The sequence below is a fragment of the Ferruginibacter sp. SUN106 genome (assembly GCF_050611765.1).
Lineage (GTDB): Bacteria > Bacteroidota > Bacteroidia > Chitinophagales > Chitinophagaceae > Ferruginibacter.
Window position 1 is genome coordinate 467,707 of record NZ_JBODJC010000003.1, and the last position, 20,613, is coordinate 488,319.

Genomic DNA, 20,613 nt, shown 5'->3' on the forward strand with positions numbered 1-20,613 from the left:
CCTCCTTTGTGGCTTCTGTGGCTCTGTGGTATTATTACTAAATATTTAGTGAAGCAAAGCCCAAAAAGACACAAAAGCACGAAGAACTTATGCAATTATTCTGTGGCTTTAATTTATTAAAGGTTGCCAACCCTGTAGCAATAATTTTTCTTTTAAAAGTATTTACAAGGGTTGGCAACCTTCTTTACCTTTCTTTTAGCAGTTTATTGCCTACAGCACAATCAAGGCACCTTTTTTTATTACAATATTCATTTTTCAATTGTATCAAAGCCTGCGAATCAAAAGCGTTCGCATTTTCTATCCCCAATGCAACAAAGCCCTTCGTGATGGCATTTTTTTCGGCCGCAATTTCTGTAAGCCATTGCAAGGCTTTTTCTTTATAACTATTTTCCTTATGGTACAATCCATAGGCAAATAAAACCGGCACTACTGTATTGATAAGAATATTATCTATCATTTGTATGCCCAGGTTTTTCTTTTTAAATGCCGAGGCTTCATCCGGCATATAATGGTAGTGCCAGTAATCATTAGCGGTAACATCCAGCAAAGCTTTTACCTGCTTAATAGTTTTACTGTCCTTAATGGAAGAAAATAAATGCAGGCTGGAATGTATTAACATGGCAAGCTGTGCCAGCCGCACCGAAGGAAAATTAGCAGGCCGCATACGAAGAAAAAAAAGTGGTGCTTCAACTTTTTGCAGCTGATATTTATTTTTAAGAAAGTGGTATTCTTTTTGCAATAATTGCGGATAATCTTCAGTAAAATTATGGTTGAGTAAACCAGCCTGACCTAATAATAAAGCCTCTAATTGATGGACCTGGTTTTTATGTTTGGCTAAAATATTGATGGGAATAGATTGTGCTATTTTTTCAAAGGCATCACTGTTAACTTTTATACCAAAATTCTTTGCCAGCAGCCACCAGAAAGTTTCTTCCCAATGGTTATTATTTTTTTTGAGAAATTCCAATACGAGGAGCGACTTGCTTTGCAATCGTTCGACCAATAACCTTTCTTTCCAGGAGATCCAGCTTAGTTGATTTACCTGGTGAATCATCTTTTCGCAGGCAATAAAACTATTGGCGTTCATTAATCCATTGTACTTTACCAATAAAAATTTCGATACTTTATCTTCTAAAACCAATGTAGAAAATGGTAATTGTAAATCAATATCATGCTGCCACACTACATGCAGTATTACATTTTTATAATTGTTATCGCCGGTATGTTTATGATTTTTCCAGTCAGAAGAATTAATGTGCAGTTCGATACTGCCTGCCCAGGTAGTAGTACCGGTTTTTATTTTAGCATCAATAAAATCCGGCCCCTGGTTGGTATTGTAAGTACCGGGATGGATGATCTGTAACGGCTCTTCTTCAATAGTAAGCAGTTTGCTATTAGTAAAATACTGGAACTGCCAGATGTATTGCAACAACCTTTCTGTCATAACATAGTTAATTTATGGGTTAACCAGTTCATTCAACAGATAAGGTGAAACTAAAACGAATACTAATATACTAATAAACCAATAAACAAATTAACTATTTAACGTACTAACAGCCTGCACTACCCTGCTTACGGGCAGGCCCATTACATTATAAAAATCACCACGGATAGATTTAATACCCACCACACCGATCCATTCCTGTATGGCATAGGCGCCGGCTTTATCGTACGGTTTATATTTATCTACATAAAATTCAATTTGTGCTTTGGTGAGCGGATGAAATTCCACATCGGTAACATCTGCAAAACTGATCTCTTCTGCACCATTTAAAATTACCACACCCGTAATTACTTTATGGTGATTGCCGGCAAGGCGGGATAAAATATTGATGGCATCTTCCCTGTCTTTTGGTTTGCCGATGATCTCGTTTTGCAAAACCACAATAGTATCAGCAGCAAGAATGGGAATAGTGATATTGTTGGATTGCTGAATGGCAAGGGCTTTATTTTTTGCAATATACACAGCAACAGCTTCGGGCAATAAATGACCAGGAAAAGATTCGTCTGTATCAGCCACAATAATTTCAAAAGGTATTTCGGCCCATTCCAGTAATTGTTTGCGCCTTGGTGATTGTGAGGCTAATATTATTTTTTGCATATCCGTTTCAGGAGTAAATTTTAAAAAAGACCATGGACAGGATTCCTGCAAGCATTACAAGCTTAACCGCAGTGCTTAACTGGTGATAATCTTTAGCAACCTGTGCGGTATATAATTTCCGCAGTATCCATAATAAAGGAATGATAATGGTTACTACTGAATAAATCACACTCCACCACCAATGTAAATGCAAAGCATAGAATTGCAAAATAATCACCGCCCCAGTTAAAACGATCAGCCAGACCGCTGTAAAAACTTTTGATGCCGGAATACCCCAAACAATCGGCATTGTTTTGCAGCCGTATTTTTCATCACCTTCCATATCTTCCATATCTTTTATCACTTCCCTTATCAACGAAATAATGAATGCAAAACCGGAGTAAACAAAAGACAATTTAATAAGCCTGTTTATGTAACTATAAAGATTTTGATAATCGCCAAATTGATGATAATAACTGTTAAAATAATAGCAAAGGAAAACTACTATTATCACCCATGCTGTTAACAAAGAAATCAGCACGTTGCCAACTAAAAATTTCTTTTTCAGCGAAGCAGAGTAACCAAATAAAAGGAGTACGCATAAAAGATTGGCAAATCCAACCCAAAGCGTACGTTCTTTTAAATCTACATAAACACTTAATAAAACGCCGGTAACTGATAACAGGATGTGCCACACAATAGCCCATCTTCTTTTGATGATCTTTTCAACAACTAATTTTTCAGGTTTATTTACCCGGTCAATATTCAGATCAAAATAATCGTTTATGATATAGCCTGCAGCTGCAATTAAAACAGAAGATAAAATAAGACAAACCAGGCTTCTGTTATCGAAAAAGAAAACACCACCGATCCTGTTAAATGGAAGTATGATGCAATAATAAAACAAACACTGTGTAACCACAATAAACACCAGGTTAGGCCACCGGATAAGGCGAAGAAATGCGGTTACTAATTTCATTAATTAATTTGTGCGCCGAAGTTAGTAATAGAAAATTTAAAAGTAAAATTGATTAGCAAATGCTCAGGTAGAAGTGAGTGAAGTATCTACATCCCAGTGGCCATTCAGCTTCAGCACTTTTTCAATAACATCCCTGCCGCAACCGTAGCCGCCTTTGTAAGGAGAAATGTATTTGCAGATCTGTTTTATTTCGGGTACTGCATCCACAGGGCAACAAGGCAAGGCTGTTAATTTCATGGCCATATAATCAGGAATATCATCACCCATATACAGCATTTCGCTTAAATCCAGGTTTTGTTCGGCTGCGTAGGCTTTTAGTTTTTCCTCTTTATTGTGCACACTTAAGAAAACTTCTTTAACGCCCAGCTTCACCAACCTTTGTTTTACCGCTGCTGAATTGCCGCCGGTAATGATCACCACATGATAGCCTTTTTTAATAGCCAGTTGTAATGCATAACCATCTTTGCTGTTCATGCTGCGGATCAGTTCTCCATCCGGCATCACAATCATGGTATCAATAGCCAGTACGCCATCAATATCAAAAACAAAAGTCTTTATATTCTTAAAGAGTCCGAGCATAGTGGGAAATTTATGATGTATGATTTATGATTTTGGATTGTAACGAACGAATTCAATCATAAATCCGCAATCATAAATCTAAAATCCGAAATCACTTCTGATTATCTCTCCACTCATACACCCAGGTGCTTTGGATCATTTCCAGGTGGCCTTCATTGCTTTCTTCGGCTTTGCCGGTAAAGTTAGGTATCTCTAAGACCCATTTCAACAGATCGGTAAAACGAATGCGGTAAATTTTGCTTTCATTAAAATCATCACCAAAACGTTCGTACAGTTTCATGGCAATATCCTCGTAATCGTTCCAGTGTATGGGCAGTTCAAAACTCATGATGGTTAATTGGTTTATTTGTTAATTGGTTAATCAGTTGATTGGCCATATTAGTAAACTAATAAACCAGTTAACCAATAAACTTGTTTTATTCGCCTAAAAATTGCGTTTGATCCGGCAGTGTTACCACCAGGTTGCCATCGCCTTCCAGCAACACACACTGGCAACTCAGCCTCGAATTCAATCTCGGATTAATGGCCCGGTCGATAAAATCTTCTTCTTTATCACTCAGCTCTTCCACCAGGTCTTCCCCCTGCTCCAGGTATAAATGACAAGTACTGCAGGCGCAAACCCCGCCACAGTTATGGTGTAGGTCAATGTCGTTTTTTAAAGCTACTTCTAATATCGATTGGTCAGGTTCTATATTATTAAGTGTGATTGGCTCCAGCCCCTTCTGCTCAAATTTAAATGTTATCGTGTACATACTGCAAATTTCGGATTGCAAACCTACTTTAAATTACCAATACAGGAAAATATTACGAAAACATATTGTAAACTTGTTTGTAAACTCAAAAAGGTTTCACTAATTTCCGCACTTATTTAAATATTTTCGAAAATGAAATACACCCTCATTGCAACAACCACACTCCTTTTTTTAGCTTCCTGTAATAACAACGACAAAAACGGGGGGAAAAATGCAGCTGATACTTTAAAGCCGGTGCGGACGAATACTGTACCCGCCGAAAAAAAGAAGGATGAACCGGTGGTTGCTGAAAAACCCGGCATCATTAATATACTGGATACCGTTGCCCCCAAAAGAATGGTATTGTACATGAAGGACAGCGCAAAAACTTTCGACCGCATAAGTGTAAAACTGGGCATGATATACGGCGTAAAACTGGCCGAAGTACTTAAAAAGAACGGCCTTAAAATGGCCGGCGCCCCAATGGCCTGGTACAAAACCCAAAAAGCACCTTACTTTTTTGAAGCCGGTGTAGCCATAGCTAAAAAACCGGCTAAGCTTCCTGCCGGTGTTTTTATAAGAGAAATGGGTGCAGACAGTGTGGTGATGGCGCATTTTTATGGCCCCTATTCCCTGTTAAGCCAGGGCTACGATGCCATTAAAGAGAAAATGAAAGATGAAAAGAAGGCTATTGGCGGAACACCCTATGAAATTTATGTAGGCGACCCTGTGGATGCAAAAGGAAAAGCTATCGATCCTTATAAAGTGAGAACGGACATTGTTTTTCCCCGGCATTAAGAAATATGGAGGTTAAAATGGAGATGCAGTGTATGCTGATTTTTGGTTTTTGCTGAGGTTGTAGCAGGATTAACTTCCAGATTTGTAAAGAAATGTTCAATATTCAATGCTCAACGATCAGGTTTCAATGGAAATGCAGCGTATGCTGATTCCCATTTCTTTTTAAAGTTGTAAAAAATAAGGCGCTTGCCTTTTATTGAGTATTGAACATTGAATGTTGAGCATTGAACATTTTTCTTCGCTTCAAATTATTGTTGCAAAATAAACGCACCTGCCCTTTATGAAATATTTTCCTGATCACGGGTTCATGATACTATCCGTAAGCTTCAGATACAAATATTTCAATTTAGGATGCGTAGCAAGGATGCGCAGGTGCTTATCTAACGTAAACACATCATTGCGGATGGCAGGCCCGGTTTGCAGGTTTTTGGGCGATATATCGCTGATACGTTGTGCAGTAGATTGTATCAGGGGCAGCAGCAGTTTAAAATCCAGCTTCTCCTTATCACAAAAATTTTCTGCCAGCGCATATAAATGATTGGTGAAATTATTGACCACCACGCCTGCCACATGCAGTTTTAATCGTTCTTCATCAGTGGTACGTTTTACTATCGGCGATAATGTTTTTGCAAAATCTTCAATCAGTGTTGCAGCTTCTTCTGTATTACCATCTACTAATAACGGTATTTCGGGTATACTTATCATTTCTTTACGCAGGCTTTGAAAGGGATACAGGATGCCATAGTTATGTGATATCTCCTGCAACACATCTTTAGAAACTGACCCTGCAGTATGTACAATTAATTTATTGCCGAGTTTAAAAGATTTATTCAGGTCGAACAACACGCCATCTGTAATAGCTACGATATAAATATCAGCCGTCATATCGGTAATGCCATCATAATTAGTATAACTGCTTCCTAATTCATCAGCCAGTATTTTTGCATGCTCTTTGTGCCTGCTCATCACCTGGATTACCTGGTGATTATTTTTTTTACATAAGCGCCCCAGTACAGTAGCCACATTACCCGAGCCTATAATTACAATTCGCATAAAGCTATTCGTGTTTGTATTTATGGATAACGACAAATAAAACTATTTAATTGCTTAAAAAAACGAGTAGAAATACTTAATCTCAAGCTGTTGCCATTTGCTTAACGTTATCTTTGATGTTATGAAAATAACACAAAAACTAGGAATCGCTTATATACAAACGAAATTTAAACTCCTCAGCATTGTGTCTAAAAGACAAGCGGCGGAAAAAGCTTTTGAATTATTCGGTACGCCTTTTTTAAAATCTAAACGCAAAGTAGAACCGAAGCATGCAGAGTCATTACAATTCACTATTGACGGCCGCAATATAAAAGGCCATCGCTGGAATCATCCGCAACAAAAAAAAGCATTACTGCTGCATGGTTTTGGATCGGCGGCCTATAAATTTGAAAGTTATGTGGCGCCCCTGGTAGCAAAAGGTTACGAAGTACTGGCCTTTGATGCGCCTGCACATGGCGACAGCGATGGCAAGGTTACCAATGCCATTGAATACAGCGCTATGATAAAAAAGGTAATTGAACTGTACGGCCCCATCCATTGTTTTATTGGCCATTCCTTTGGTGGCATTGCTTTAAGCCTTGCTTTGGAAGAAGTACCACATAGTGCCGATTGCAAAATTGTATTTATTGCACCGGCAACAGAAACCACTTCTGCAGTAGATGGTGCTTTTGCCATGCTTAAAATAAATGATGCTGCAGTGCGAAAGGAATTTGAAAAGATCATTTTTGAAAAGAGCGGCAAAGAAACGGCCTGGTTTTCTATACGCCGTGCCGTACATAATATACAGGCACAAATATTATGGATACATGACGAAGATGATGACATTACCCCATTGCATGATGCTTTAAAAGTGAAAGATGACAATCACAACAATATAAATTTTATGATCACCAAAGGGCTTGGCCACCGCAAAATTTACCACGATAAAGCAGTGAAAAAAGCCATCGAAAACTTTGTATAAAGCCAGTTAATTGTTTTTCTGTTTTGGATAAAAAATTTTGATTTTTCAATTTTAAACTAATATTGCAGTTGGAATAACCGCCGTTGGCGGCTGAAAACAGGAACACGGATGACACGGATTAAACGGATTTTTATGATTTTTTTTCAGTGCAAATCCGTTTAATTCTGAAAATCCGTGTTCAGCAAATCTGCCACAGGCGGATAAAAAAAAGGAATTCAAAGTATGGCAAAAAACTTATTGATAGTAGAAAGTCCTGCAAAGGCAAAAACCATTGAAGGTATCTTAGGAAAAGACTTTGAAGTAAAAAGTTGTTTCGGGCACATCCGTGACCTGGAGAAAAATGATATGGGTATTGATATCAACAATAATTTTCAACCCAAGTATATTATATCTCCCGATAAAACCAAGGTGGTTAACGACTTAAAAGCTTTAGCTAAAAAAAGTGATGAAGTATGGCTGGCATCGGATGAGGACCGTGAAGGAGAAAGCATCAGCTGGCACCTGGCTGAAGTGTTGAAACTGGATCCCAGGACCACCAAGCGTATCGTATTCCACGAAATTACCAAGCCGGCGATACAGAAAGCTGTAGCCAATCCACGTACTATTAATATGGACCTGGTAAATGCACAGCAGGCCCGCCGTGTGCTGGACAGGATCGTGGGTTTTGAATTAAGCCCCGTATTGTGGCGTAAGATCGGGATGAAAGGCGGCTTAAGTGCAGGCCGTGTACAAAGTGTAGCGGTAAAATTAATTGTAGAAAAAGAAAGAGAGATCAACCAGTTTGTACCCGTAAGCAGTTTTAAAATTGAAGCATCGCTTGCGGCAACTGATATTAATAGCCGCTCGGTAAATTTTAAAGCCGAAGGCAGCAAGTTTAGCCAGGCCGATGATGCAGAAAAGTTTTTACAAAGTTGCGTAGGGGCAAAATACACCGTTAAAGATATACAGGTAAGGCCGGGCAAACGTACACCAGCAGCGCCTTTTACCACATCCACCTTACAACAGGAAGCCAGCCGTAAATTAGGCTATGGTGTAAGCAAAACCATGTTGCTGGCGCAAAAGTTGTACGAAAGTGGTAAGATCACGTATATGCGTACGGATAGTGTGAACCTGGGCGAGACGGCAATGGATGCCATCAAAAAAGAAATAGGAAAAAGTTTCGGCGATAAATATTTACAGGTACGCAAATACAAAAACAAGAACGAGAGTGCACAGGAAGCGCATGAAGCCATCCGACCTACCTATATGGAAAATAAATCGGTGGACGATTACGACCTCAACCGTTTGTATGAACTGATATGGAAGCGTACCATTGCTTCGCAGATGGCAGATGCGGAATTAGAGAATACAACAGCTAAAATAAATATCAGCACCAACGGCGAAGACTTAACTGCCAGCGGACAGGTAATAAAATTTGATGGCTTTTTAAAAGTGTATTTAGAAAGCAGTGATGATGAGGATAATGAAGATAATGGTGATGAAAGCCGCCTGCCGAATTTAGCAATAGGACAAAAATTAGATTTCAACCAGATGCTGGCTACCGAAAGATTTACCAGGCCAGGCGCAAGATATACCGAAGCATCTCTTGTAAAAAAACTGGAAGAGCTGGGCATTGGCAGGCCGAGTACCTACGCTCCCACTATCTCTACCATCATTAAAAGAACTTATGTAGAGAAAAAAGAAAAAGAAGGTGTGAAGAGAGATTTCAGGATCATGAAACTGAAAGACGACAAGATCGTTAAAGTAACCGAACAGGAAAATACCGGTGCAGAAAAAAATAAATTATTCCCTACCGATCTGGGTTTGGTGGTAACGGATTTTTTAAGCCAGCATTTTACGCAGGTAATGGATTATAATTTTACTGCCGAGATAGAAAAAGAGTTTGATGAAATTGCCGATGGCAAGATCGTGTGGAATACAATGGTAAGTGATTTTTATACGCCTTTTCATGAAGGTGTTGAACATACTTTAGAAAATGCAGAACGTGCCGTAGGTGAAAGAGCATTGGGTATTGACCCGGAAAGCGGCAAACCCGTTATTGCACGTATGGGGCGTTATGGCCCGATGGTACAGATAGGGGTTACCGAAGGCGAGGAAAAAGCAAAGTTTGCCAAACTAAAAGCCACGCAGAGCATCGAGACCATTTCGATTGAAGATGCCCTGGAATTATTTAAACTCGGCGCTCCGCTGGGTGAATACGAAGGACAGGAAATAACGGTGAACATTGGCCGCTTTGGCCCTTATGTAAAATTCGGCGACCAGTTCATCTCTATTCCCCGTGGCGAAGAACCGGGTACGGTTGACCTGGACAGAGCCATTGCACTCATCAACGAAAAGCAAAAAGCTGATATGCCGGTGGCGATGTATGAAGACAAGCCGGTAACCAAAGGCAAAGGCCGCTTTGGCCCCTTCATTAAATGGAACGATATGTTCATCAACATTCCCGTTCGGTATAATTATGATAACCTTTCGCAGAATGACATTAATGAACTGATACAGGCTAAGATTGTAAAGGAAGCCAACCGTGTTATCAAGGCTTTTCCTGAAGATAAGATCACTATTGAAAATGAACGCTGGGGCGCCATTATTAAAATGGGCAAAAAGAAATACAAACTCACCGGCGGTGGTGCTAAAGGCAAATACACGCCTGAAGAATTGCAGGCGCTGGAAATTGATGACGTAAAGAAAATGATCCTCATCCAGGAACCAAAAGCTTTTGATAAAAAAGCTCCGGCTAAGAAAGCAGCATCTAAAGGGCCGAAGAAAACTGCGGTGAAAAAGGCGGCGCCGAAGAAGAAGTAACGAATCTCCTCCACCCATGGTCGGTGTCTTCACCGACCATAAAAAAATAGTTGTAACCTGGTCGGTCTCTCACCGACCGGAGTAAAATAATCCTCAAAATAGTCCGGCAGCATGCTGGACTATTTTTTACTCTACATTTTAAAATCTTTAGTACAAATAGCTATATTTGTTTTCCTATACTAACGTGTAGTATCTTTCCTCAGCATAAGCACTAATGCGCCTTACCTGCTTCCTCAGATGAGTCTACCAGACCAACTGAATGAAAAATCCAATAAAAATTAAAAATCATTTCAACATGGAAAAGAAAGACGCCATAAAAATATTCGACAATAAAAAAGTAAGAACGCTTTGGGATGAAGAGCAGGAAAAATGGTACATATCTATTGTAGATGTGGTTGCTGTTTTAACCGACAGCCCTAATGCAAGAAAGTATTGGAGTGTTTTAAAAACACGGCTAAAAGCTGAGGGAAGTCAGTTGACTACAAATTGTAGTCAACTGAAAATGCAATCTGCCGACGGCAAATTTTATCTAACTGATGTTGCCGATACCGAACAACTCTTCCGCCTCATCCAATCCATCCCCTCTCCCAAAGCAGAACCATTTAAACTCTGGCTGGCAAAAATTGCAGCTGAAAGATTAGACGAAATGCAGGACCCTGAACTTACTATTGACAGAGCCATGGAACAATACCTGCAATTAGGTTACTCTGAAAGCTGGATCAACCAGCGCCTGAAAAGCATAGAGATACGCAAAGAGTTAACCGATGAATGGAGAAAAAGAGGATTAAAAGAAGGGCCCCAGTTTGCAACACTTACCGATATTATTACCAAAGAATGGTCGGAGAAAACAACCAAAGAATATAAAATACTAAAAGGCTTAAAAAAGGAAAACCTGAGAGATAACATGACCAATACCGAATTGATCTTAAATATGCTGGCAGAAGCATCTACCAGGGATATTTCGGCAGCAGTAAATCCTGAAGGTTTTGAAGAAAGTAAAGATGTTGCAAAGCAAGGAGGCAATGTTGCTAAAGTAGCAAGAAAAGAACTGGAAGCAAGAACAGGTAAAAAAGTAGTGTCTGCTTTAAATGCAAAAACAGCGTTGCAATTGAAAAACAAAACAAACGATAAGGATTAATATTGCATGTGCGGAATCACTAAAAATATCGAACCATGACAATACCTGAATTTATAGCAACCCAGCCTGCAGAGCGACAGGAATTATTAGCGCAACTGCATGAAATTATCATACAGAAAGACAAAACCGTAACACCCGTAATTGCCCCCATGATGGGTAAAGACATGATCATTTATAATGCACCGGGAACTTTTAAGTATGGGCTTGCCAGCGTAAAAAATTATATGTCCTTGCACGTACTGCCAATGTATGGTGCTCCTGTGATATACGAAAAATATAAAGCCTTATTGAAAGACGCCAGCTTCCAAAAAGGCTGCATTAATTTTAATAACGCCACTGAAATGCCACTTAAAATTGTAAAGGAGCTGATTACTGATTGCTCAAAAATTGATCTGCGTGCTTTAAGGGAAGAACAGTTGAAAGCCAGGGCGAAGAAAACAGCGGTGAAAAAGGCTGTGGCTAAGAAGAAGTAACATTTTGTTGGAATAGATTGGAGGACGCTACTTGGGAATGGGTGGCGTTTTTTATAGTTATATATTCATATTAAAAATTATGGTAAATTGCATTGATGCTATTATTAATACAAATGTTGTATGGTAGTTTAAGCGAACATCAGGATTCTAAAGGGAGTATGTAAATAAAATCTTATGGTACTATTAAAATCAATTTCAATTCAAAATTTCAAATGTTATAGAAGGGAGCAAAAATTTGATTTATTACAGGCTAATTTTTTTGTAGGTGCAAATAATGCCGGAAAATCTGCTGTGCTAAAAGCTATTCATTGCTTTTTTGACGACAATCAGTATTTCTCAGAGTTCATAAACAAAACTGAACTGCGATCTAAAGGGGCTGGATACAACAGGTCAGTAATCAGCGTCACCTTTGATTTTAATTTGGTAACTACAAAAACTCTTCAACAAAAATTGTTTACTCGTTTTGGAGAAACATTAATTCTTTATAAAAATTTCACTTATAGAGAAAAAGCAGAAACCATTTTTATTGACTATACCATGGAAGGTAAGGATTTACCTTATGATGAACTACCTATTGAGTTAACTGAGTTCCTAGATAAAATATCAGTATCGTATATCCATCCGCAAGAAGCAAAAGAGTTGCTAGAAAAAGCTCAGGAAAAATTAAAAAGCAGATTGCTATCTAATTGGGGAAGAAATGTAAATATAAAAGATAGCCTTACTTTGCTACAAGACCAATGGACGGAATTACGTAAAAAAGCAAATCTATATCTTTCAAATGGATTGACGCAAAGCTTACAAAACATTTGGCCAGGATGCGACACAAAAGTTGATTTGCCAGAAAAAATAGAGGATGTTATAGGAGTTTCAGAAATAATATTTAAAGCATCGGCAGATTTACCAGATGTTTCATTAAAGTCTCAAGGTACAGGAGCTCAATCAACTATTTTATACCAAACTCACTTTCTATTGGATAGTGATAGAACACTACACAGAGGATTTTATTATCCAATATGGCTAATTGAAGAGCCAGAATCATTTCTACATGCAGATATAATTTTCAAATTAGGTTATTTACTTTGTTCGGACACATGGCTAGACAACATTCAAATGCTCATTTCGACCCATTCGCCCTTGCTTTTGGCGACTTCAAAACAAAATGCCGACAGAATCATGTGGTTTTCTGTAGACAAACATGCTTTACTTAGAAGTAAAAAAGTTTCAGAATGGTCAGAAGATGAAATTAAAGAAATAGGAATACTCATGGGAGACCCAAATTTTGATATCTATTTTAAAACCTCTGAAAGTAAAACATTAATAATTATTGAAGACTCCAAGGAAGTCACAGAAAAAAAACTAAGGGAAGCTAAAATTAATGTCACCCAAAGATTAAATGGGGTATCAGATTTAAAACGCTATTTTGATGTGCTCAGGTCGGTAGATATTAGCATGGGACGAAACGTATATTTTCTTGTTGACAATGATGATGGGATAAAGGAATTTAGAAATACAATTGAAAAGGGAGATGAAATAAAAAAAACGGCAACTGGTTTTATAAAATATAAGTTTGCAAATAATGTTTTTCTAATCGTCTTCCCAGAGAACTTTGCTATTGAGGAATTATTTAAAGAGCATGATTCTGTCCTTGAGAGCTGCGCAAACCAGATTTTCAATGATGGCTATACCAATGCGGCAATAGATAAAAATATTCCTGCAAATTTAACCCGAGCTCATGCTAGTATTCGAAATAAATCAGTCAAAAATCTTGACGATGCAAAAAAAATAATAAGGAATGCGCAAGATGTAAAGGATATCTTCTGGAATTTAGTGGAAGAAAAACATTGGACTATTGATAAACTTTTATCAAAAGAAATTTTAAGCTTAATTGAGTAACCCAAACTGGCGCCCTCCACTGGCGCAAGTGTTCTTCCGAAGGAAGTTCACTCGTGCCTACTGATTTTAGCGGTTTTTAACCGCAGCATAAACTTACAAGAGATAATAAAACAACAACACATCCCGAAGCCCACGTTCCCACAACAGCAATTACATTAAAATAGTGAGATATTAATTTCGACAAAGCATTTGTGTTAAAATAATGTTGATATGCAAACGCTGTATTGGCTTAACTGCATACTAACAATCCGGGAATCTGATCAAGGCAAAGCTTTATCAGCTACTGAAAAATATTTTATTTCTGACCCGAAGATTTAAGTATCATACGTTTTGGAACCTTTAAATCTTTCTTCAGTGTTGAATATTCTTCGGGTCGAACTTCCTTTTTAGACGAAGTAATATTATTAGTAGAATGTGATATTTTTTTTACTTTTTCCTTTTTTATTGAAAAACTAATTTTTTTAATCCCGCTTTTTTGGGATTTCAATTTCTTTGCCAGCCTTGTCAAGGATTTTTCAATTTTATCAAGTAATGAATCCATTTTATTCCCAATATTCTCTCCTGTTTTTTCAAGACGCTTTGCTAAAAGGCTTTTCTCGAAACCTTTCTTTAAACTACCAACAACTAATCCCCCGGAAAATCCTCCAATAATAAAAAGACCACCAATAATTAATGAACCTTCTCTGATATTCTTTATTTGTAGATAATGATTTTGAACACGATTACTTATAAGGGGTTTAAGATTAATTTGAATTCTTAAATATGTTTCAATCTCATACTCTATTTGGTTTATTATGAGGGTTAATTCCTTTAGAGTAACGCATCCGTCATAATCTATTTTAATATCAAATTGTTTTTTCATAAAATTTATAGTTTACAAACAAGATAGTAATATTTCAAATATAAAACAACGCTATTAAGTTAGCTACCCTGGTCAGTGGACTTCCGAAGGAAGGGCACTTGTGCCCATTAATCTTAGCGGTTTTTAACCGCAGCATGAACTTGCAGGAGATAATAAATCCACAACACAGCCCGAAGCCCACTCCCACCACCACAACAAAGCCCAGCCATTGCTACTTCACCAGTTATCCGGTAGTAATATACTAACACTACGTGCATCCTTCGTTCATTCTTCGTTTTCTCTTTGTTGATCTTTCTATTAGCTTTCGTTAAATTTTCTTGTGCTGTCGCCTGAAGTGATAAGAAAATATACAGTCCCCTCCCCCACTCCACCTACTGGCACAAGTGTTCTTCCGAAGGAAGGTCACTTGTGCCAGTAGGTAACCACTATTCTATCTACAACGCCCCTTACATCTTTGCTCTTTGGTGCAGTCAGTGGCATAGCTGTCTGGAATTTTGTTATTATCTTCATTTGTATATTTTCAACCTGCCGTTAGCAGTTATAGTCACAAGTATTCCATGAAGTCGAATTTACAAAAATCAAGTTGGCACTGTTTCATAAGCGTGGCCATCCTGTTTGGTTTACACTCATGCAGTGAGAGTAAGTATTTTCTTTTGGGTAAAAAGTATTCCTATTACAAAGACTATTCAGACACGGAGAAAGAAAATTATTATGTAAAAAATAAAACTATTTTAGACTCCGTAACAGAACTGGCATCAGGTAAAATCTTCAGCAATTTTATCTCGTTCAAACCCAATGGAGACAGTTCCTTAAATTCTTCCCCCGGAAGTATCAGCTTTAGGTTTTTGGATACCGTCACTATCCACAAAAATGCTCTTTGGCTTGAATATATAAACAAGCATAAGGAAGATTCCATTGAACTAAGCCAGGTATTTTTTAAAATGGACCAGCTTTTTAAAAGGCTTCATCCCCTGTTCCGCAATCAATTTAAAGAAAGAAGTATTTTAATTTCTTATGGCTCAATATATATTCCCCTTAAAAAAATTATTCATGACAACTACTTAGGCGATGACACATACAGCTATCTTATTGTGTTAGCTCCGGGCAAAGTCAATATTGACAAGCTAAAGGCATCATACAATGAGTACCCGGCAGTAAGAATTCTAACAGACCATCTTTTGACGAATGAAAATGTAAAAAGATAGCCTGAAGTTCATTCTCACAACAACACCAATCAAATTTATTTATCCCTTCGTTAAGAAGCAGGTCGCTTTTCAATTCATCTCCCGTTTCATTCAATACAGTACCAATAAAAAACAGCTCATTACTGGTTGTAATAACCGACAAGTGATAGTGATTAGTTTTGCCCCGTCACTGTAAAAAATGCTAACATCAAACTAAAATAAGGTTTACCATGCGTTCTGTATTCATCCTCATTTTCATGGCTTCGTATTGTATTGCTGCTGCACAAAATGCTGCAACAGCAAGTTTTAAAAACGATAGTGTATTGGTGATAAAAGCAAATCCGGGAAAAGGATTTTACAACGATTACATTTTATTTATTCCCCAAAAAACACCGCTGGATAAAAAAATATTCCTGCTGGTAGAACCTAATAACACAGGCAAAATAACAGACAGCATGGAAGTGCATCAGCAATACGCCATTGACCTGGCTTCGGTAAGTTCGGTGGGCAATAATATTTCTACCGAGCTTAAAATACCTTTGCTGGTGCCCATTTTTCCAAGGCCGGCATCGCAACCACTTATGTATACGCATGCTTTAGACAGGGATGTAATGCTGGAAAGATCACCCCGGCTAAAACGATTGGATCTGCAACTACTGCAAATGATAACTGATGCCCGGGCTGTATTAACTGCTATGCATATCGAGGTTGATCCGAAAATTTTTATGAATGGTTTTTCGGCTTCTGCTACGTTTACCAACCGTTTTTCGTTCCTGCATCCCGAAAAAATAAAAGCATTAGCCATGGGAGGATTTAACGGAGAACTGATGTTGCCTCAAAACAAACTCAACGGCATTACACTCAACTACCCTATTGGCACAAACGACTTTTCTAAAATATCCGGTAAAACCTTTGACAGTGTTACTTACAGATCTATTCCGCAGTTCATCTATATGGGAAAGCTGGATGATAACGATGCCGTTCAGTTTGATGATGCGTATAACAAAAAAGAACGGAAAATTATTAATGCAAACATTGGCAGCAATGTACAGGAAAGATATCTTGCTTGTCAGAAAATTTACCTCGGGCATAACATTACCACCATCTTCAAAACATTTGAAAATGTCGGGCACTGGACAACCTCTGCTGTAAATTTAGAAGTGATTTTGTACTTCTTCAATCAAATGAAGGGAAAATAAAAGTTATTGTTGTATTTGGGGAACAGCACCGGTTTGAATTTTAAGATTAATTGCTGTACGCATTATATCCAGTTCTTCAAGGCGTTGTTGTTTTTTCTTTATATCCAGTTGGTAACGGGTTATTTTATTTTCCTGGCCACTTAGTTTCCCTTTTGCCGATTTAGAATCTTTGGCTTCACCGTATGCCTTATTAGCTTTTCGTTTAGCTTTTTTGGCATCCTTAACGGTTCCGTTGGTTGCTTTAGAAGCCTGGTCACTACTGGCAGATGCTGCAGTAGCGGCATCATCATTGGCATCTTTAGCCTTGGCCTGGTAGCCGGGCAGGTCGTTTTGTGCAATGGTTAGTTTAGCGTTTAGTTCCGCTATATCATTGAGCACTTTTACATACTCTTTATTAAGCTTAGCTGTGTCTTCAACTGTTTTATACTTTTGAGAAAATACTGGTAGTGCAACGCATAGTAAGATTGCTAAACAGAAGTAGCGGAGATTTGTCTTCATAAGTTTTTTTTTAGTTAATTGAAATCTGGTGTGAGCATCCGGTTCAATGCAAGTTATATTGAAAGGTTACGGCAGCTGGTGAATGAAATCTCTTGAAGGTAGGCTTATTACAGCTGGATTGCTTTTTATTACTGTTAAAGCTTCGCTTTTTTAAAATTGTTGCGGTATGCATTGTATTTACCAAAAGCTACCAGAATTTCACAAAACAATTTTATCAAGTGCTGATCAAACAATATATTTACCGTACAACAACATCATCGCCATGCCTGATACTGGTAAATGCCCCCTCTGTAACCGTGAATTAGCTGAACCTATTGTGCGCCATCACCTGATACCACCCAGCAAAGGCGGCAGGGATACCCCAACAGTACCCATGCACAAAATCTGCCAGGCCAAAGTGCATGCGGTGTTCACAGAAACGGAACTCAAAAATTATTATAATACTGTAGAGCGTATTAAGGAGCATGAAGACATCACCAAATTCATTAAATGGGTAAGTAAAAAGGAACTGGAGTTTTTTGATACTACCATTAAAAAGAAATAGCCGGTAAGAAGTTATACCTTTTTACGCTCTACCGGCAAAAACCTTCTCCTTCAATTACCGCAGCAACATCACCGTCCCCTTCAGTATCAATTTATCACCACCGGCTATTGCATTAATGATATAGTATACCTACCTCATTTATTGGTGTAACAGTTACAACCTGCAATAGTAAAGATTAAGATATTGATCGTTAGTACAAGTTTATTTAGCTTTATAGTGTACAACAGTATCAATTTAATTGTTGTATAGTTTAACATGCGAATCTTCTATATCACATTACTTATTTGCGTAGCGTCTTGTGCTGAAAAAACAAAAGCCCCTGCTCATACGGATAACTTAATCAGTAAAACCGATACCGCAAAGACTACTGTATCTATTCCGGAAACAGACAGGGATAACAGTTGGGTACCGTTTCAGACCAAATATTCTTTCGGTAAATTGTCCGCCAGGTTATATACCGGAAAGCTTGCCAAGCCCGATTTTAAAAGTGTTGACTTTGGAAATGAAAAAGGTTTTAAAGAATTTTTGACAGAGCGGTTAAAAGGTATGCCCATAAACTTTGGAGGAAAATACACTGTCGTAGAAAAATCCTGCGGCACCATGTGCGTTGCTATTTATATGGTTGACAGAATAACCGGTAAGATATTTGTTTTTCCTGTTGAAGGCGATGGCAAATGGGGATACCGTTACCAGCAGGGCAGCAATTTATTAGTTGGTAATTCGGAGTTGCTGAACGATAGTATGAATCTGTACCTGGACCAATGGCAAGTAAAGCCGGAGTTTTACAAATGGACCGGAACAAAATTTGAATCTTTACGATAAACAGCGTGTATACATACAAATGTTAACCGTCGTTACATGAAACTAATCAAAACGATCTTTCAAATATTTAAAAAGCCACAACCGCCTCCATTGCCGGATATTCTTTTTCCGGGACTGGTATCGTCCAAACAATTTGCTGCTTTAAAACCTGGCCAGCGAATGCAGGCTGTAATGATTGTCGGGGACACCGGGGATGTGAAATTTTACAAATTTATGCAATGGTGTATCCTCCGGGATCCTGATCCGGGAGTTCAATTTGCTGCATTGAAAAGGTTGCATCATTTTTCGGGGCAGGCAGACCTGGTTTCTTTTTTACAACAATTAGACACATCAGCCAATAAATCAAATTTAGAGCCCTACCTGTCAATGGCCTTGCACAGGCTCGGGGTTATTACTAACGATGAATTGAAATCCCGGCTGAACGGTGTTTAACACGGTTGTGCATTATTAACTTCAATATGTTATCGCTACTGGTTTTAGTACCGTTATACCAACTTTGCCGGGCAGCATTTTTAAACACCAATTTTTAAGTATAAATTTAACTTCGGTTACAGGTATGTTGTTGTGCACTTCCACTCTGCCCGTTGTATGCAGCCCGGTCGCTTGCCTGGCGCAATCGTTTTGATTATTTAAAATTTGCATCATGAAAAAAATATTCAGTATTCTCCTCCTGCAGTTCCTTGTATTTTCTTATAGCTTTTGTCAAACTGCCACAACTTCCAAAACTAAAAATGAATTGATCAATGGCCACCCGGCATGGATATCGCAGGGGAATATTTATGAGGTAAATGTAAGGCAGTATACACCGGAAGGCACTCTAAATGCATTCGCAAAACATCTTGACCGTTTGAAAAAAATGGGCGTACAAACCATTTGGTTTATGCCCATTAATCCCATTAGCAAGGTAGACCGAAAAGGTTCCCTGGGAAGTTATTATGCTGTGTCAGATTATACCGCACTCAATCCTGAATTTGGTACCATCGCCGATTTTAAACAGGTGGTACTATCCATACACAACAAGGGAATGAAAGTGATTATTGATTGGGTGCCCAATCATACCGGCGCCGACAACAGGTGGCTTACAGAACAACCCGATTTTTTTGTAAAGGACAGCAGCGGCAAAGCAGCAACTGCGTTTGACTGGGCAGATACCAAACAACTGAATTATAAAAACCCGGTACTGCAGGATAGTATGATTACCGCTATGAAATTCTGGATTTCAAACACCGGTATAGATGGATTCAGATGCGATGTAGCCTGGAACGTTCCTGCTGCTTTCTGGCGTAAATGTATTCCTCAATTAAAAAGTATGAAAAATATTTTCATGCTTGCCGAAGGTGACAGTGCCTACCTGCCCGAAAGTGGTTTTGATGCTGTTTACCCATGGCATATGTTTAAAATGATGGAGCAGATAGCAAAGGGAGAAAGGCCCGCCTTTGGAATAGATAGCATCAAACATGAAAGCGACAAGATGTATCCTGCCAATACTATTCAGATGTACTTTACCAGCAACCATGATGAAAATAGCTGGAACCATGCAGATTACGGAACTTTTCCCGGTGCTGTTCACGAGCCCTTTGCAGTATTTACACAAACAATGGCTAATAGCGTTCCCTTAATTTATGGCGGCCAGGAAGAACCGGTACTGAGGGCATTAAAATTTTTTGATAAAGACCCGATGACTTTTGATCAGCTTAAGAGAGCTGCATTTTATAAAACCCTGCTCAATCTTCGTAAAAGAAATATGGCGCTTGCCGCCGGGGCCTCTTTTAAAAAACTGAATGTGGGAGACGACAGGGCCGTATATGCATTTGTAAGAGAGAAAGGAAAACAAAAGGTATTGGTGATACTCAATCTCTCCAATACCCCACAACCAATAACTATAAAAGAAAAAACTTTATGGGGTAAACCCTACAATGTTTTTATGGGTACAAAAGAGCCCTTAACCGGCAGCGAATGGAATATAGAGCCGTGGGGTTATGTGGTGTATGAATACAATTGAGATAAAGCTAAAAGG

General features: G+C 38.4%; 21 protein-coding genes. 12 read left to right on the forward strand and 9 right to left on the reverse strand.

Annotated features, from left to right (window positions below):
- Positions 1–184: 184 nt before the first annotated feature.
- The 6 genes from ACQ334_RS13535 to ACQ334_RS13560 form a co-directional block, all read right to left on the reverse strand.
- Positions 185–1,444, reverse strand: coding sequence for a DUF2851 family protein (locus ACQ334_RS13535; protein ID WP_430988763.1), 1,260 nt, complete (start codon positions 1,442–1,444; stop codon positions 185–187).
- Between the two features lie 90 nt (positions 1,445–1,534).
- Positions 1,535–2,101 (reverse strand): Maf family protein, encoded by a 567-nt coding sequence (locus ACQ334_RS13540; RefSeq protein WP_430988764.1) that lies wholly within the window; start codon positions 2,099–2,101, stop codon positions 1,535–1,537.
- Between the two features lie 7 nt (positions 2,102–2,108).
- Positions 2,109–3,059, reverse strand: a complete 951-nt coding sequence (locus ACQ334_RS13545) for a geranylgeranylglycerol-phosphate geranylgeranyltransferase (protein WP_430988765.1) — start codon at positions 3,057–3,059, stop codon at positions 2,109–2,111.
- A gap of 63 nt (positions 3,060–3,122) precedes the next feature.
- Positions 3,123–3,638, reverse strand: a complete 516-nt coding sequence (locus tag ACQ334_RS13550) for a KdsC family phosphatase (RefSeq protein WP_430988766.1) — start codon at positions 3,636–3,638, stop codon at positions 3,123–3,125.
- Positions 3,639–3,729: 91 nt separating this feature from the next.
- Entirely contained in the window at positions 3,730–3,966 is a 237-nt protein-coding gene (gene iscX, locus ACQ334_RS13555; RefSeq protein WP_430988767.1) for a Fe-S cluster assembly protein IscX, read from the reverse strand.
- An 88-nt stretch (positions 3,967–4,054) separates the two neighbouring features.
- Positions 4,055–4,390: a 2Fe-2S iron-sulfur cluster-binding protein gene (locus ACQ334_RS13560; protein ID WP_430988768.1), complete on the reverse strand. Its 336-nt coding sequence runs from the start codon at positions 4,388–4,390 to the stop codon at positions 4,055–4,057.
- A gap of 132 nt (positions 4,391–4,522) precedes the next feature.
- On the opposite strand from ACQ334_RS13560, the gene ACQ334_RS13565 reads away from it, so the two are divergent.
- Positions 4,523–5,167, forward strand: a complete 645-nt coding sequence (locus ACQ334_RS13565; protein ID WP_430988769.1) for a hypothetical protein — start codon at positions 4,523–4,525, stop codon at positions 5,165–5,167.
- A 297-nt stretch (positions 5,168–5,464) separates the two neighbouring features.
- Here the strand turns inward: ACQ334_RS13565 and ACQ334_RS13570 are convergent, their stop codons facing one another.
- Positions 5,465–6,220, reverse strand: coding sequence for a Rossmann-like and DUF2520 domain-containing protein (locus tag ACQ334_RS13570; protein WP_430988770.1), 756 nt, complete (start codon positions 6,218–6,220; stop codon positions 5,465–5,467).
- A gap of 121 nt (positions 6,221–6,341) precedes the next feature.
- Between ACQ334_RS13570 and ACQ334_RS13575 the strand changes: the two genes are divergently transcribed.
- The 5 genes from ACQ334_RS13575 to ACQ334_RS13595 all read left to right on the forward strand — a co-directional run bounded on the left by ACQ334_RS13575 (position 6,342) and on the right by ACQ334_RS13595 (position 13,487).
- Positions 6,342–7,181: an alpha/beta hydrolase gene (locus tag ACQ334_RS13575; RefSeq protein ID WP_430988771.1), complete on the forward strand. Its 840-nt coding sequence runs from the start codon at positions 6,342–6,344 to the stop codon at positions 7,179–7,181.
- A gap of 222 nt (positions 7,182–7,403) precedes the next feature.
- The gene (gene topA / locus ACQ334_RS13580; RefSeq protein WP_430988772.1) at positions 7,404–9,983 is read left to right on the forward strand and encodes a type I DNA topoisomerase; all 2,580 of its coding nucleotides are present in this window, start codon (positions 7,404–7,406) and stop codon (positions 9,981–9,983) included.
- Positions 9,984–10,278: 295 nt separating this feature from the next.
- Complete coding sequence (locus tag ACQ334_RS13585) at positions 10,279–11,121, forward strand: BRO-N domain-containing protein (protein WP_430988773.1); 843 nt, start codon at positions 10,279–10,281, stop codon at positions 11,119–11,121.
- A 35-nt stretch (positions 11,122–11,156) separates the two neighbouring features.
- On the forward strand, positions 11,157–11,594 hold the full coding sequence (locus tag ACQ334_RS13590; protein WP_430988774.1) for a DUF1801 domain-containing protein: 438 nt from the start codon (positions 11,157–11,159) through the stop codon (positions 11,592–11,594).
- Between the two features lie 174 nt (positions 11,595–11,768).
- Complete coding sequence (locus ACQ334_RS13595; RefSeq protein ID WP_430988775.1) at positions 11,769–13,487, forward strand: ATP-dependent nuclease; 1,719 nt, start codon at positions 11,769–11,771, stop codon at positions 13,485–13,487.
- Positions 13,488–13,782: 295 nt separating this feature from the next.
- Here the strand turns inward: ACQ334_RS13595 and ACQ334_RS13600 are convergent, their stop codons facing one another.
- The gene (locus tag ACQ334_RS13600) at positions 13,783–14,349 is read right to left on the reverse strand and encodes a hypothetical protein (RefSeq protein ID WP_430988776.1); all 567 of its coding nucleotides are present in this window, start codon (positions 14,347–14,349) and stop codon (positions 13,783–13,785) included.
- 557 nt (positions 14,350–14,906) lie between these two features.
- On the opposite strand from ACQ334_RS13600, the gene ACQ334_RS13605 reads away from it, so the two are divergent.
- A complete protein-coding gene (locus ACQ334_RS13605; protein ID WP_430988777.1) occupies positions 14,907–15,554 on the forward strand; it encodes a hypothetical protein in 648 nt (215 codons plus the stop codon).
- Between the two features lie 209 nt (positions 15,555–15,763).
- The gene (locus ACQ334_RS13610; protein ID WP_430988778.1) at positions 15,764–16,732 is read left to right on the forward strand and encodes a hypothetical protein; all 969 of its coding nucleotides are present in this window, start codon (positions 15,764–15,766) and stop codon (positions 16,730–16,732) included.
- 3 nt (positions 16,733–16,735) lie between these two features.
- Here ACQ334_RS13610 and ACQ334_RS13615 read toward each other — a convergent pair whose 3' ends face one another.
- Positions 16,736–17,230, reverse strand: coding sequence for a hypothetical protein (locus ACQ334_RS13615; protein WP_430988779.1), 495 nt, complete (start codon positions 17,228–17,230; stop codon positions 16,736–16,738).
- A gap of 262 nt (positions 17,231–17,492) precedes the next feature.
- On the opposite strand from ACQ334_RS13615, the gene ACQ334_RS13620 reads away from it, so the two are divergent.
- The 4 genes from ACQ334_RS13620 to ACQ334_RS13635 all read left to right on the forward strand — a co-directional run bounded on the left by ACQ334_RS13620 (position 17,493) and on the right by ACQ334_RS13635 (position 20,598).
- Positions 17,493–17,774: an HNH endonuclease gene (locus tag ACQ334_RS13620; RefSeq protein ID WP_430988780.1), complete on the forward strand. Its 282-nt coding sequence runs from the start codon at positions 17,493–17,495 to the stop codon at positions 17,772–17,774.
- A gap of 255 nt (positions 17,775–18,029) precedes the next feature.
- Positions 18,030–18,596 carry a hypothetical protein gene (locus ACQ334_RS13625; protein WP_430988781.1) on the forward strand — a complete coding sequence of 189 codons (567 nt, stop codon included), beginning with the start codon at positions 18,030–18,032 and terminating at the stop codon, positions 18,594–18,596.
- 36 nt (positions 18,597–18,632) lie between these two features.
- Positions 18,633–19,028: a hypothetical protein gene (locus ACQ334_RS13630; protein ID WP_430988782.1), complete on the forward strand. Its 396-nt coding sequence runs from the start codon at positions 18,633–18,635 to the stop codon at positions 19,026–19,028.
- Positions 19,029–19,239: 211 nt separating this feature from the next.
- The gene (locus ACQ334_RS13635; RefSeq protein WP_430988783.1) at positions 19,240–20,598 is read left to right on the forward strand and encodes an alpha-amylase family glycosyl hydrolase; all 1,359 of its coding nucleotides are present in this window, start codon (positions 19,240–19,242) and stop codon (positions 20,596–20,598) included.
- The last annotated feature ends 15 nt before the right edge of the window (positions 20,599–20,613 follow it).